Raw genomic sequence first — 13,866 nt, 5'->3', positions numbered from 1 at the left:
AAATACAATTTTCTTAAAGATAAATACCCTCAAGGATAAAAAATGAAGTTTATAAGTTTACTCGCATTAATGAGTGCGTCTCTTTTTCTTTTTGGTTGTGGAGATGATAGTAGCACAACAACTGGTGGAAGTGGCGGAGCGAGTGGATCATCTATTTATGCTTTTCAAACTGATCGTACCTTCCAGCCGGGAGATCTAAAGCCAGATGCTTCAAATTTTGCCACTATTTGCAGGGATGCTTTTGCCACTTATACACGCAATGTAAGTTGTTCAAATTTTTATCCCTTCCTCGGAAAAAGTTCTACGAATGGATTCAAGAGTTTTATCTCGGCTAATGGCCTGACGTCGACTGCGGCTGTTAAGCTTATTGATGGCACAACGACGATCGCAAGCTCTTTACAGTCAATGATTGATAATGGACCTAATCTTATTGGTTCCGACACTTGGGGGGGCTGGCCAGATGCTTACTGGTTTTCTGGTGTGGCCAGTGATGGAAGTGCAGGAAACAATTGTCAGGATTATTCTAACGATACAAGCTCTGCAACAATTAACATCGGAACAAATGGTTCATCGTTTGCTTGGGATATGAGAGGACCTGTTTGTGATTATTATGATGATTACAGATACGTTTGTTTATGTAATTAGAATGGCCATTAGGCGTGGAAGCTCACGGCTTGATAATAAATCTGAATATGGTAAGCTTAATCATCCCTAAAAGCCCGGTTTGATAGACCGTTTAGAGATTTTTAATGCCTTGAAACCCCTCTACCATGAGGGGTTTTTTATTGGTGCTTTTCTTTGGCGTTGACTGCAATCATTTTTCTGAATCGAAACAACACGAATTTTGGATTAGCAATGGAAATTCAAACAACAAATCTCATCTTAAGACCTTTTCAATTATCCGACGCTGATGAGCTGCATGTCTTTTGCTCAGATCTTTCAAACGTTGAGCATATGGATTGGGGACCAAATACGTTGGAGGAAACTCAAAAGTTTCTCTTAGAAGCAACAGCTTTACAAAAAGACAAAAATCCCAAGGTGTTTAATTTTGCGATTACTCTAAAGTCTTCTGGGTGTGTGATCGGAAGTTGCAGCATCTGGATTCGAAGTGAAGTTCATCGCCATGGTGGTTTTGGTTATATTCTTAATAAGCAATTTTGGCGTAAAGGTTATGGTGCAGAGTTAGCGGAGGCTTTACTTGAATTTGGATTTAGCACTCTGAAGTTCCATCGAATTTCTGCGACATGTTTTCCTGGTAACCTGGGTTCGAAACGACTATTGGAAAAAGTCGGATTAAAGCAGGAAGGTTATTTGCGTGAAGAACTCTACGTTCGTGGGCAATGGCGAGATTCGTTACTCTTTTCGATTCTTGAAAATGAGTATTTCGACAGTCATAGACAAAATATAATTTCTCCATAGATATAAACAGAGGGAGAATTTCTTCTCCCTCCCAAGTTCTAAAACCAACCTTTTAATAATCTTAAAACTGTTGTTAGCAATTTTAAAATAAGGATAAATAGTCTTAGTACTTTCAACGCTTTGAGCATCCCTGCCTCCTAAGGTAGCCTTCATTGGCCATCAGGAGCTCTCAGCTTTGATCAAATTTATAAATGTGTTACAATGGGGTACCTCCCAAGTTCAGGTTTGTTAGGCCTTTGGGAACTTTCAATGCTTAAACCCCTCTTATCATGAGGGGTTTTTTATTGGTGCAGAAGTTTATAATCCTCAATTGAGATTTTTACATTTGAAATAGGAAGAGTTTCGACGATGGGCCAGGTATATTTAAAAGTACTCACAGGCAAAATTGATGAAATATTAGAACTACAAAAGGTTTTAGAATCAGCTCCAAACTATTCAATGAATGTTTCTGGAAGTCTTCCTTCACCAGTTGAATCTCAAAGTCTCTTCAGCGCTCTTCCTCCAAACAAAGAATACAAAGATAAATTTGTTCTTGGGTTTTATTCAGACAATGAGATGTTTGGATGCGCTGATATCATTCGGGGTTATCCAAATGAAAAAGTTGCGATGATTGGATTACTATTAATATCTGAAAAATTTCAAACAAAAGGATTTGGTCGAATGACATATGACTTAGTTGAAAAACTGTGTCTATCTTGGCCCGAAATTGAAATAGCTCGCATTGGTGTTGTTGAAACAAACTCCGTGGTCATGCCCTTCTGGGAAAAGATGGGGTTTCTTAAAACGGGAGAGCGTAAACCATATAGCGAAGGTGTAATTGAAAGCACAAATATCGTCTTAGAAAAAAGAATTAAAATTTAGCTTAGTTTGAATTTTGGGCAAAAAAAAGCCCGGTGGGTTAAACCGGGCTAATTATGATTCCCTTCTTGCGAAGTTCCTCAATTTGAATTTTTTGAAACGAACCATTCAATCTGGAAGAAGAATGGGGTGGCTTTGTAGGCGAGTTTATAAAAATACTAACTAGTCATCTAGAGTAAATACTCAGCATTTTAAAGACTTACAGCTTATGAGGGGGGGAGTTAAGCCAATAAGTCCTTCTGCCTTAAAAGCTGAACATGCACGTATCCTTATCGAACTACTTTAACTCCTGAGTAAGTATGAATACTTTTAAACTTAGAGATTTCAAATAGTTGTATCTATATCCAAAATAGCATATCATTTGAATATTAAATAAATTCTAAGGGAAAAAATGAAAAAATCATCTCATTTTATGCGGCCTAGCGGAAGACATATTCTGACTATCGGTAAAGATCTAATTCAAGATCCACAAGCAGCGATCATTGAATTGGTGAAAAATGCTTACGATGCAGATTCTTCTGAAGTTCATATCAGCTTAAAGCAAAAAAGAGGCGGAGTTGAAATCATTATTGCAGACACTGGACATGGAATGTCTGGTGATATTCTAGTGAATAAGTGGCTAGTCCCGTCGACTGATGATAAAGCTTCAAGGAAAAAGAGTCCCGCTGGAAGAATTATGCAGGGACGAAAAGGGATCGGGAGATATTCAGCTTCAATCTTGGGAGATATTTTAGAGTTAGAAACTATTGATTTGGAAAAAAATAAAAGCCATTTTATTTTGAATTGGTCTGATTTTCAAAGTGCTAAATTTTTAGATGAAGTACCAGTTGAAATCAGCACTGAGAAAGTTAAAACAGGAACAGGAACTAAGATTACAATTTTTGGAGGGCCTGATTATTTAAAATCTTGGACACCAAAAGAGTATGACAAACTAATTACACAGTTAAAGAAATTAAAATCACCTAATGAGGGGGATGGTTTTAAAATTTTTTTACATTCTGATAATTATTTTTCTCCAAAAGAAGAACACAGAAGTATTGAAATTACTCCTTTTAAAATTTTAGAATATTTTGATTACAAGGTTAACGGGAGTGTTGATTCAACTGGAATTATGAATCTTGAGTTTCATAATCAACGTGGTAAAAATATAAAAAAAGAATCTATAAAAATTAAACTTGACTTTGAAGTGATTTGTGGAAACGTCATATTCGATATCAGAGTATTTGATAGAGAGCCTGCAGCTATAGAGCAGCTAATTAAAAGAGGGCTTCAGGGCGAACGTGGCGAACCGTTACAGAAAATTGAAGCGAGACGATTACTTGATACTTTTAATGGAGTTGCTGTTTATAGAAATGGCTTCAGAGTGCGTCCATTAGGAGAGCCTGGATTTGATTGGCTAAAGCTCGATGCGAGAAGAGTTCAAATGCCTTCATTGCGAATAAGTAGTAATCAAGTTATTGGTTCTATTTTTATTGAATCCGAAGAAGAGTCTAATCTTGATGAGAAAAGTGCTAGAGATGGTTTAAAAGATAACATTTATTATTCAAATTTGATCAATGTTGTAATTAGAGCAATAAAAGAACTTGAGCCAAGAAGATTTAAGTACAGGCAGGCAACTGGGCAAGGAAGAGATTTAGGTAAAATAGAAAACCGTATTGAATCTCTTTTTCATTTTGATGATTTTAAAGCAAAAACTAAAAAAGAATTAGAAAATGCAGGAGTAAAAAAAGAATCGGTCAATGCAATCATGAACATGATTGAGAATGAAGAAAGAGAGAAAAGCAAAATTGCTGAAGAGATCAGAAGAGCAATAGCTTTGTATCAGGGGCAGGCAACATTAGGTAAGATTATGAATGTGGTTCTTCATGAAGGTAGAAGACCACTCGCTTTTTTTAGAAACCAAGTAAAAAATATTAAATTTTGGGGAGAGGAACTTTTGGTTGAGTATAATCAAGAGAGTCATAATTACTTGCTGGAAAGAATGGGGTCAATTGAAGAGAATTCTCAAATGTTAGTAAAGCTTTTTGACAAGATCGATCCACTTGCGTCCGGTCGACGAGGTAATAAGAAAAGTTTTAAGCTAAATAAAGCTATTTCAAAATCATTTGATATTTTTGAAGATGAAATTATAGCAGAAAGAGTTGGTATCGCGGTTGATTGTCCAGACTCAGTAGAGGTCTTTGGTTGGGAGGAAGATTTTATCGTTATTTTTACAAACCTAATTGACAATAGTTTATATTGGCTAAAAAAAGGGCAAATAGAGAATAAAGGTATCAGCATTAGCGTCGAGGAAGATGAGGGAATACTAATAAGTTTTGTCGATAATGGACCAGGTATTCCTGTTGAGTATATTGAGAACAAGCTTATTTTTGAGCCTGAATTTTCATTGAAAGATGAAGGCGGTGGCTCCGGCTTAGGTTTAGCGATTGCAGGAGAAGCTTCCGAGAGAAACGGTTTTACGATTGGAGCAATTGAGTTTGAAGAAGGAGCTTATTTTCAAATTTCATCGGTTTTAAAGGAGAAGGAAGATGAATAACATAAAATTATTTATCTTAGAGGACAGCGATCAAGATTTTCAATCATTTGAAGATAGTCGAAATATTCTTCAAAAACAAAATAAAGTTAATGCAAGTCTTCATCGCTTTGCAAATTGCGAAGACTCCCTAAAGAATTTAGACAATACATTTGATGGTGCAATTTTAGATCTTAAAATTGGGTCAACTTCTGGTGCTGGTAATGAGATTGCAAAAAAGATATTAGCGGATTACAAAATACCGACAATTATTCACACAGCAACTCCTTCAGATAGTGATGTAAATATAGATCAAATTCCTGTTATGAAGAAAGGTGTTATTACTTGTGACGAAATAATTATGCATTTTGATAGTATTTATAGTACGGGTATCACCAAAATATTTGGTGATAGAGGCCACGTTAATATTTTAATGAAGGATTTATTTTGGAATACACTCGTTCCAAATATCAAAACATGGCAGGGGCATTCCTGTTCTGTTGATGAAAAAGAAAAATCACTGCTAAAAGTTACAATAAATCATTTGCAAGAACTAATTGAGAACGACTCAGATTTCGTTCTTGGTGAAGAGATGTATATTAGAGGTACTGCTCGTATAAAAACTGGTACAATTGTAAAATTTAATGGCATTTATTATGTCGTGGTTACTCCTGCTTGTGATCTAGAGCTTAGGGATGATGGTAAAGGCAAAAAAGAACCTAAAACCTCTAGGGTTTTATTATGTGAAGTGGATGAGTCAAATTCTTTTTTTAAAAATGCCATTGGCCCTAAAACTGGTGCAGACCCAATTAAAGATTTATTAAAAAAATTTGTGACAAATCAAGTTCCTTACCATCATTGGTTACCTAAAATAGAAGGATTTCAAGGAGGAGTAATGAACTATAGACATATTATATCTGTTCCTTGGGATGATTTTAACGGAAAGCATGAAATAATACTTCAGATTTCTCAATCATTTACGAAGGATATAATTTCAAGACTCTCAAGTTATTATTCAAGGCAAGGTCAGCCTGATTTTTCTTTGAATTATCACGTAGAAAAATTATTTCAAGACCATGGGGCGAGTGTTGTTGCAGCTGCCGCCGTCGCAGCAGCTGCTCCCAAGAAAGTTATGGCTAAAGAAGAAGGAAAAAAATAAATTGAAAAGTAATGATATTAAAAAATTAGATTTGTTTGCAGGGGCCGGTGGATTTTCACTAGGATTTGTAAATGCGGGTTTTAAACCAGGGGTAATGATTGATTTTTGGCAACCTGCTGTTGAAACTCTTGAAAAAAATTTTTGTTCATCGGGTGGATATGCATTAGAGAAAGACTTAAAAAGTTATACACCCAAAGAACTTTCAAACGATTTAAAAAATCTCAATATTGATGATAGTTTTGATTTGATCATTGGTGGTCCGCCCTGCCAAGGGTGGAGTAGTATCGGGCGCGCCAAGCTAAAGTCTTTGGGAGTTGGACATCACTCGATCTTTGAAGACCCAAGAAATAATATGTTTAAGAATTTTTTTAAATTTGTGAAGTTCTACCAACCTAAAGTCTTTGTAATGGAAAATGTTTCAGGCATGTTGAAATTTAATGGCGTCAACGCTGCGAAGGTTATTGAAGGCTATTTTGAAAAACATGAGTATGTTGTTACATGCAGCTTGCTAAATGCTGTTGATTTTGGAGTTCCACAAAGCCGAAGAAGATTATTTTTTGTTGGAGTTAGAAAGGATTTGGGCATCGAGTTCGAAATGCCTAAAAGTACCCTGAAGAATGGTAAAGCTAAATTTCCAATGGTCAGTGTAAATGAAGCTATCGGTGACCTACCAGCCATTAAGGATGGAAGTCGGAATTGGGTTATGAAATATAAGAAACCAGTCACATTTTCTAACTATGTTGGATTAATGAGAAAAAAAATAAAGGGAGATATTTTATCTGATCATGTGTGTAGAGGACATAGAGAAGAGGATATTGAAGCCTTTAGATTTTTGAAACAAGGGCGAAGATATTCAGATTTGCCAGAAAGATTAAAGCGCTATAGAGACGATATCTTTAAAGACAAGTATAGAAAGTTACAAAGCAACTCTTATAGTAATTGCGTAACAGCACATCTAAGTAAAGATTGCTATTCTCACATACATCCCACTCAGGCACGCACTATTTCAGTAAGGGAAGCTGCAAGATTACAATCTTTTCCTGATCATTATTTTTTTGCAAGCGAAGGAATGACGACAAAGTTTAAATTAATTGGAAATGCCGTGCCTCCACTTTTAGGGGAGGTTGTAGCTAGAGAAGTTAAAAGACAAATTTTTGATAAATTATAATCTAAAGAATTGTAATTGCGATTTCGTTTTGGATTGTTTTTTGAAAAATTGTCTCTAATTCTCCATGCCCTTACAATATTATCTGTTGGAAACACGATTCGCTCGACACTATTTTGGGGAAGCCATTTGATGTCGAGCTTAGATAGGTGTTTCGGATGAAAAGCCATAGGTTGTGAATGTCCAGATGTTGTAATATCTCTAGTCGTAAGATCAATAAATCATATTTTAGATCGTTGCTGTAATGTGTTCTAGAAGGAGATTGGGATATATTGGTCAGACGAATTATTTTTTCTATGATATTTACTTTCACAATGTAGAGAAAACCAATCTCTTTTTTAGACATTGACCACATTAAAATACGCTCATAGTTTTCTATAGAAATTAGTAATTCTTTTACTTCAGTTTTTCTTTTAATTTTTCCAGACATTCAATTGTCGTCTCCGATGAAAGCCATGGTCCCAGCAGATTTTTTGTTAATCTCTCAAGAGGAAAATGGCGAGATTCATTGCTCTTTTCGATTCTTGAAAATGAGTATTTCAACAGTAATCAGTAATTAATAAATATAAGATTTGAATTTAGAATTTTAGACAAAAAAAAGCCCGGTGGGTTGACCGGGCCTTAATATGATCGCTTCTTACGAAGTTTTTCACCGTGAATTTTAGAAGGAGTTCAGTGTAGGAGCTCCTCTTTCGGATTGAATCTGAAGATTCAATCCTCTCTCGCCGCCTCGTTCGCTTCATCGCTTTCGCGCGCTCACTCGGTTCTCGCCCCACTGGAAAAAATCCTGTGAAGGTTTACGAAACATCATTCAAAATGAGAGATGAGTTTTGAATGGGGTGGCTGATGGGGCTCGAACCCACGACACCTAGAATCACAATCTAGTGCTCTACCGACTGAACTACAGCCACCATATTTTCGTAGGACATTTATAGGGGCATCACCCCATACAGTCAACGGAAATGTTCTCATATCTGGGGCTTAATGTAGTTTTTACCCATTAAATTTTGACTCTTTATCTTTTGTGCTATTAAATTAATTAAATGACATTATGCTTATTTAGGACGGTAAACATGAAGAATTTAAAAGGATTATCACTTTTGGCCTTAACCCTGTCAGTAGGACTGGGCTCTAGTGCAGCATTTGGTTACGGGATGGGGATTTCGACATTCCCTCTGGCAGAAGACAAAAAGGTGCTTTCGGCAGAAGTAACTGGAATCGTTTCTAACGGTGGCGGTGTTGGACTTCAGGCAAGATACACTCAAAAACTAAACGAACTTTCATCAATCGATGCAGGTCTGGGGATTTCAGGTGGTGAGCGTTCAGCAAGACTATTTGCTGGTTACGACTATGAACTTTTCCCTGATTACGATATCCAACCTCGTACATCGATCAAAGCTTTCTTAGAAAACTCAAAAGAATTCGGAACAAGAAGAAACATCATTGGACTTGCTCCAACTGTTTCAAAAGGTTTCAGCTTCTGGGGTAACGAAGCTTTCCCATATCTTTCACTTCCATACGGGATCAGCCTTGATGGCAAAAGAAACCGTTATGAAACAACTCTTAGTGCAAACATTGGTATCTCTGGGGTGATCCCAGCTGAAAACCTAATCACTAACAAGCCAGTCACGGCAAACGCTGAAGCAATCATTGGTCTAAAAGACAGCTTCACAGCGGTGTTCGTAGGATTTGGTTACCCGATCGAATAATTAATATGTTTAAAATTGTTTTTAGCGATTTTGATGGGACTCTAACTTACAAAGAAGGTTTGGGTCCCATTTTTTTTGATGTTCTTTCTCATCTTGAGAAAAAACAAGTTCCTTTAGTTATCGTCACTGGGCGCTCACTTTCATGGGGCCATTTCCTTCTGACTCACTTCCCATTCTTAACAGACGTTATCGTTGAAGGTGGGGGAGCGATTGTCACTCGCAATGGAAAATTCATCACTGAAGAATGCCTGATTTCAAAAGAAGAAGTTAAACGCCTGGCGGATTTTTGTGTGAACTTTGAAAAGAAGTTCCCGAACGTTCCTCTTTCGGTTGATTCATTTGGAAGAAAAACTGACAGAGCAATCGAGCTTCACGATCTTCAGGATGGAACACTTTTTCATCATATCGAAGATTACCTGCGCGAAGAAAAAATCAATTTCTCTACATCGAATGTTCACCTTAATTTTTGGTGTGGTGAAGTCTCTAAGTATAAAGCCGTTCAGCATTACTTGGCTGCTAAAGAGACCGACGCTAAAGATTGTGTTTTCTTCGGCGACTCTCTCAATGATCAGACAATGTTTAAGTCATTTAAAAACTCAGTGGGCGTGGCAAATATTTCCGCCGTCATTGATAGACTCGAGTACAAACCGACGACGATTCTTACAGGAGAAGATAACGTTGGTCCTTGGGGCGTTTTGAATTATTTGAAAAAAACACTATAAAACTTCGCAATTTTCGATTTTAAATAAATCCCATCATCCCGTACCTTTAAATAATGAATCAACACAACAAAGAATTAGAAGTTAAGAGCAACTGGTCTTATTTGTATCAAAAATTTCAGCGCATCGATCCCAAAATGAGAAAAAATATCTTAATAGGCGGCAGCATGATTTTCATAGTTGTCGGAACAGGTTTTTTACTGGCCACCATCTCACTAGTGAAAAGTGGTGTAAATTACTTTGATGCAAAAGTAGTTGATTATAAAGCGGGAAAAGAGCGAAAAAACTCATCTGAAAATATCTAAAAAAATTCTTTGACCCTGTACCATACTACAGGGTTTATTATTGTTATATGAAAGATATAACAATCAAAAAATTAGCAGAACTTGTCGACATCAATCCAGAAACCATTCGCTTTTATCACCGTGAAGGAATTCTAAAAGAGCCTGCCAAAAGGGCCAATGGCTATCGTTATTATAACGAAGACCATGCTTTGCGCTTGAACTTCATTAAGCGCGCTAAGGATTTAGGATTTACTTTAAAAGAGATCAAAGATCTTTTTGAAATGAACCAAAAGTCACGCGCGACCTGTGCCACGGTCAAAACGAAGGCCGAACATAAAATAGAAGAAATTGACCAGAAGATTGCAGACCTAATGCAAATTAAAAAATCGCTACAAGATCTTTGTCTTGCCTGTGAAATTGGAAGTGCTGAAATGAAACAATACCGAGTGATGGATTGTTTCGATGCTAGTTGTAAATGCTAAAAGGAGAAATTATGAGAGCTCATTTATCCATTAATGTTTCAAACGTCTCAGAGTCAGTTAAGTTTTACGAAAAGGTATTCGGAGTAAAACCGCAAAAAATGAATGAAACTTATGCCAAGTTCGATTTAGAGTCACCTTCACTTAATTTTTCAATGCAGTCTGGAGATGGGAGAAAAATCAGTAGCGTTAATCATTTAGGAATCGAAGTCGAGTCAGCAGATGAAGTTATGCAATGGCAAAAGAAGCTTACGGAATCAGGACTCGTGAAACTAGTTGAAAGCGATACTAATTGTTGTTTTGCTAGACAAGACAAGGTTTGGATACAAGACCCGGATGGAAATTCATGGGAAATATTTTATGTTCATGAACAACTTCCAGTTGAGGGAGAAATTAATAAGAGCAATGCAAGTGCATGTTGCGCACCCGCGATTGGAAGAAGCAAGTCTTCATGTTGCTAAAAAAAGATATGAAAATTAAAATTAAAATTCTATTTCTTTGCACGGGCAATTCTTGTCGGTCTCAAATGGCTGAAGGATGGGCCCGTCATTTCCATGGAGATAAGTTTGATTTTTACTCAGCTGGTATTGAGAAGCACGGAATGAATTCCCGTGCTATTGCAGTGATGAAAGAAGTTGGAGTCGATCTCTCTACTCATACTTCCAAAACACTTGATGAACTAGGTATTGCGGAATTTGATTTTATATTTACTGTTTGCGGACACGCCAATGAAAATTGTCCTTATTTTCCAGGGAAAGCAAAGATTATTCATGTCGGCTTTGATGACCCACCAAGATTGTCTAAGGGGTTAACAAACGAAGAAGAGATTTTGTCTCATTACCGAAGAGTTAGAGATGAGATTCGCGAATTTGTAAAATTATTGAAGGTTGATTAATGAATATTTATGATTTTTCTCTTATTTTATTAATGATATTTTCATTACTTTCCTTTGTTGATGGGATTGTTATTCATCTTTTTTATTATCGCTTACATGAACATCCCGAATCTCGTAAGGAGCACTACCTTCATAGCTTAAGGGCCTTGTTGTTTTTTCTTACAGTATTACTAATTTACTATTTTGAATCGACAGGTTTCTGGCTTTGGATTGGATGTATAATTATAATTATTGATTACATTGTGGAATCAATTGATATGTTTGCAGAAAAAGAAAGTAGGAGATTAATGGGTGGACTCTCAAGCTTTGAGTATTGGCTTCATGGCACTCTTGTGATGTTTAGGAGTCTGTCTTTAGGATTGTGGTTTTCGGACTTTTCTATTTATCGAGATTCAGCTGAGAGAAAGTTAAGTGGTGTTTCATTAATTGCTATTAAACAGATAATGATTTCTACCTTGATCGTTTTTTTTATCCATGTTTTACTCATTTTAAAGCCGGATCTGTTTTCTCTTTTCAGTAGGCAGTGTTGCCGCATAGGAGAAGAGAGATGAAAAAATTATCTTTTCTGGATAACTACCTGACTCTCTGGATTTTTATCGCCATGGGCTTGGGTCTTTTAATTGCCAGATTTATTCCAGGTTTTTCACATCAAATTCAGGCAATGAACTATGGAGCCACTTCAATTCCTATTGCAATTGGGCTTATTGTTATGATGTATCCTCCACTTGCAAAGGTGAAATACGAGGATATAGGAAAGATCTTTAAAAATAAAAAAATACTTTTATTATCATTGATTCAAAACTGGGTAATCGGACCTGTTTTGATGTTTTTTCTGTCGTTGATTTTCTTAAAAAACTATCCTGATTATATGTTGGGACTAATTTTGATTGGATTGGCCAGATGTATTGCAATGGTTCTCATTTGGAATGATTTAGCTGACGGCAATAGGGAGTACTGTGCAGGTTTAGTTGCTTTTAATTCTATTTTTCAAATTCTGTTTTTCCCCATGTATTCGATGTTCTTTATTACAGTCTTACCTAAATTTTTTGGTTTAAATGGTTTGGAAATTCAGTTCTCGATGGAAGAAATTGCTAAAAATGTAGGAGTTTATTTGGGAATTCCTTTTGTGGCAGGATTTTTAACCAGGTATACTTTTGTGAAAATGAGGGGCGAGGGATGGTATCAAGTTCATGTTGCAAACAAAATTGGACCTCTTTCCTTAATCGCTTTACTCTTTACGATAATTATTATGTTTTCTCTAAAAGGCGAGAAAATTCTTGAATTACCATTAGATGTCGTCCGAATTTCGATACCACTATTAATTTATTTTATCGCAATGTTTTTATTATCATTTTTTGTGAGCAAAAAATTGGGAGCAAATCACTCAGAGTCGACGACTCTTTCATTTACTGCTGCTTCAAATAATTTTGAGCTGGCCATCGCTGTTGCAATTGCTACTTTTGGAATTAATCATGGCGCAGCTTTCGCTTCAGTCATTGGACCGCTGATAGAGGTTCCAGTGATGTTAGGATTAGTTCATGTTGCAGGGTGGTTAAAGAAGGTGCAGTGAATTCTCACTACACCTTCAAATTGTTAACGTTTCAGTTCAGATTCAATTGCTTCTTTTAAATCCTGATAGCTCAGTCTCATCAGCATTTTGCCGTTGATGAAAAATGTTGGTGTACCTTGAACTCCCAATTGATGACCATCGGCCATATCTTTGGCCAGGGCCGCCTTGAAAGTGATGTCTTCATACGACTTGTTGAATTCTTCAATATTAAGGTTAAGTTCTTTAGCAAACTTTTCAAAAATAGAGTTCACTGGTTCTTTCTGGTGAGACCATTCATTTTGTCTCTCTAACATGAAGTTGTACATTTCCCAGAATTTCCCTTGTTTTCCTGCGCCTTCAAGCGCTAGAGCTGCAAAGTGAGAGTTGCCGTGGAAAAGCATGTAGCGAGCAACAAGCTGAACATCGTTAGGGTACTCAGAAATAACTTTCTGAAGGATCGGATGAAAAGCTGCGCAACCTTCGCATTCAGGGTCAAAGAATTCAACGACTGTCACCTTTGCAGAGGCTGGACCTTTTGTGTAGTTGCCTTCTCTTAAAAGTGTAGCTTGAGGAGGTGTTGCTGTTGTGATTTCTTCTTCTTTTTTCCCGTTAACATACCAAAGAGTAACGGCAAAAAGGATAATAGCTGCAATAGGAAGGAGAATAAATTTAATATCTTTTTTCATGAGTGAGATTTCCTTGTGTTTTTGTAAAAGAGAATAAGACAAATAAGTGTAATAGTTAAACTTGTGAAGGCCATTAAAGGGATGGTGATAAATCCTAAGAACTCAATCTGTTTACTGGTGCAAGAGACACCGCTGGTGCAAGTCTTAATCGCTTCAGGGATAATCTTGTAGTAAAGCAGATTGTGATAAAGGGAAATAATCCATCCAATACTGACTAGTGGAATCGTATATGAAAAAACATTTTCATCTTTTTTCAAGAAACCTACGGCCAGAAGAATACTTAGCGGAAAGATACAGATGCGCTGGTACCAGCAAAGAGTACACGGAGGCAGCATCATAAAATTGCTAAAGTACATTGATCCGGCAAAGGAGACGATGTTCACTAGCCACGCGAGGTAAATAAGCGTGAAGTTATCTTTAAATTTCATAAAA

General features: G+C 36.6%; 16 protein-coding genes and 1 tRNA gene. 14 read left to right on the top strand and 3 right to left on the bottom strand.

Features of this window, described 5'->3' with window-relative positions:
- Positions 1–42: 42 nt before the first annotated feature.
- From AC6JA8_RS16925 to AC6JA8_RS16900, 6 genes are all read left to right on the top strand, one after another.
- The gene (locus AC6JA8_RS16925; protein WP_497974854.1) at positions 43–645 is read left to right on the top strand and encodes a hypothetical protein; all 603 of its coding nucleotides are present in this window, start codon (positions 43–45) and stop codon (positions 643–645) included.
- Between the two features lie 210 nt (positions 646–855).
- Entirely contained in the window at positions 856–1,419 is a 564-nt protein-coding gene (locus AC6JA8_RS16920; RefSeq protein WP_497974853.1) for a GNAT family N-acetyltransferase, read from the top strand.
- A gap of 348 nt (positions 1,420–1,767) precedes the next feature.
- Positions 1,768–2,280, top strand: coding sequence for a GNAT family N-acetyltransferase (locus tag AC6JA8_RS16915; RefSeq protein ID WP_497974852.1), 513 nt, complete (start codon positions 1,768–1,770; stop codon positions 2,278–2,280).
- Between the two features lie 388 nt (positions 2,281–2,668).
- Positions 2,669–4,813, top strand: a complete 2,145-nt coding sequence (locus tag AC6JA8_RS16910) for an ATP-binding protein (RefSeq protein ID WP_497974851.1) — start codon at positions 2,669–2,671, stop codon at positions 4,811–4,813.
- Positions 4,806–5,948: a response regulator gene (locus tag AC6JA8_RS16905; protein WP_497974850.1), complete on the top strand. Its 1,143-nt coding sequence runs from the start codon at positions 4,806–4,808 to the stop codon at positions 5,946–5,948. Before AC6JA8_RS16910 ends, AC6JA8_RS16905 begins: the two co-directional genes overlap by 8 nt.
- 1 nt (position 5,949) lies before the next feature.
- Positions 5,950–7,116: a DNA cytosine methyltransferase gene (locus AC6JA8_RS16900; RefSeq protein ID WP_497974849.1), complete on the top strand. Its 1,167-nt coding sequence runs from the start codon at positions 5,950–5,952 to the stop codon at positions 7,114–7,116.
- A gap of 832 nt (positions 7,117–7,948) precedes the next feature.
- On the opposite strand, the gene AC6JA8_RS16895 is transcribed toward AC6JA8_RS16900, so the two are convergent.
- Positions 7,949–8,024: transfer RNA gene (locus AC6JA8_RS16895), tRNA-His, on the bottom strand.
- 162 nt (positions 8,025–8,186) lie between these two features.
- On the opposite strand from AC6JA8_RS16895, the gene AC6JA8_RS16890 reads away from it, so the two are divergent.
- The 8 genes from AC6JA8_RS16890 to arsB are packed head-to-tail and all read left to right on the top strand — an operon-like array spanning position 8,187 to position 12,769.
- Positions 8,187–8,822 (top strand): hypothetical protein, encoded by a 636-nt coding sequence (locus AC6JA8_RS16890; RefSeq protein WP_497974848.1) that lies wholly within the window; start codon positions 8,187–8,189, stop codon positions 8,820–8,822.
- 5 nt (positions 8,823–8,827) lie between these two features.
- Positions 8,828–9,544 (top strand): HAD family hydrolase, encoded by a 717-nt coding sequence (locus tag AC6JA8_RS16885; RefSeq protein WP_497974847.1) that lies wholly within the window; start codon positions 8,828–8,830, stop codon positions 9,542–9,544.
- A gap of 53 nt (positions 9,545–9,597) precedes the next feature.
- Positions 9,598–9,846, top strand: coding sequence for a hypothetical protein (locus tag AC6JA8_RS16880; RefSeq protein ID WP_497974846.1), 249 nt, complete (start codon positions 9,598–9,600; stop codon positions 9,844–9,846).
- A gap of 47 nt (positions 9,847–9,893) precedes the next feature.
- Positions 9,894–10,307: a MerR family DNA-binding protein gene (locus tag AC6JA8_RS16875; protein ID WP_497974845.1), complete on the top strand. Its 414-nt coding sequence runs from the start codon at positions 9,894–9,896 to the stop codon at positions 10,305–10,307.
- 11 nt (positions 10,308–10,318) lie between these two features.
- Complete coding sequence (locus AC6JA8_RS16870; protein WP_497974844.1) at positions 10,319–10,765, top strand: ArsI/CadI family heavy metal resistance metalloenzyme; 447 nt, start codon at positions 10,319–10,321, stop codon at positions 10,763–10,765.
- Positions 10,766–10,773: 8 nt separating this feature from the next.
- A complete protein-coding gene (locus AC6JA8_RS16865; RefSeq protein ID WP_497974843.1) occupies positions 10,774–11,199 on the top strand; it encodes an arsenate reductase ArsC in 426 nt (141 codons plus the stop codon).
- Positions 11,199–11,750, top strand: a complete 552-nt coding sequence (locus AC6JA8_RS16860; protein WP_497974842.1) for a hypothetical protein — start codon at positions 11,199–11,201, stop codon at positions 11,748–11,750. Before AC6JA8_RS16865 ends, AC6JA8_RS16860 begins: the two co-directional genes overlap by 1 nt.
- Positions 11,747–12,769: an ACR3 family arsenite efflux transporter gene (arsB, locus tag AC6JA8_RS16855; RefSeq protein WP_497974841.1), complete on the top strand. Its 1,023-nt coding sequence runs from the start codon at positions 11,747–11,749 to the stop codon at positions 12,767–12,769. The genes AC6JA8_RS16860 and arsB overlap by 4 nt, the downstream gene beginning before the upstream one ends.
- Before the next feature lie 23 nt (positions 12,770–12,792).
- Here the strand turns inward: arsB and AC6JA8_RS16850 are convergent, their stop codons facing one another.
- Both AC6JA8_RS16850 and AC6JA8_RS16845 read right to left on the bottom strand, forming a co-directional pair.
- Positions 12,793–13,434, bottom strand: coding sequence for a DsbA family protein (locus AC6JA8_RS16850; RefSeq protein WP_497974840.1), 642 nt, complete (start codon positions 13,432–13,434; stop codon positions 12,793–12,795).
- Positions 13,431–13,862 carry a disulfide bond formation protein B gene (locus AC6JA8_RS16845; RefSeq protein WP_497974839.1) on the bottom strand — a complete coding sequence of 144 codons (432 nt, stop codon included), beginning with the start codon at positions 13,860–13,862 and terminating at the stop codon, positions 13,431–13,433. The genes AC6JA8_RS16850 and AC6JA8_RS16845 overlap by 4 nt, the downstream gene beginning before the upstream one ends.
- Positions 13,863–13,866: the final 4 nt, after the last annotated feature.

This window comes from Bacteriovorax sp. HI3 (assembly GCF_059738875.1).
The sequence above is the reverse complement of the archived record's forward strand: the minus strand, read 5'-3'. Positions and strand labels throughout refer to the sequence as shown.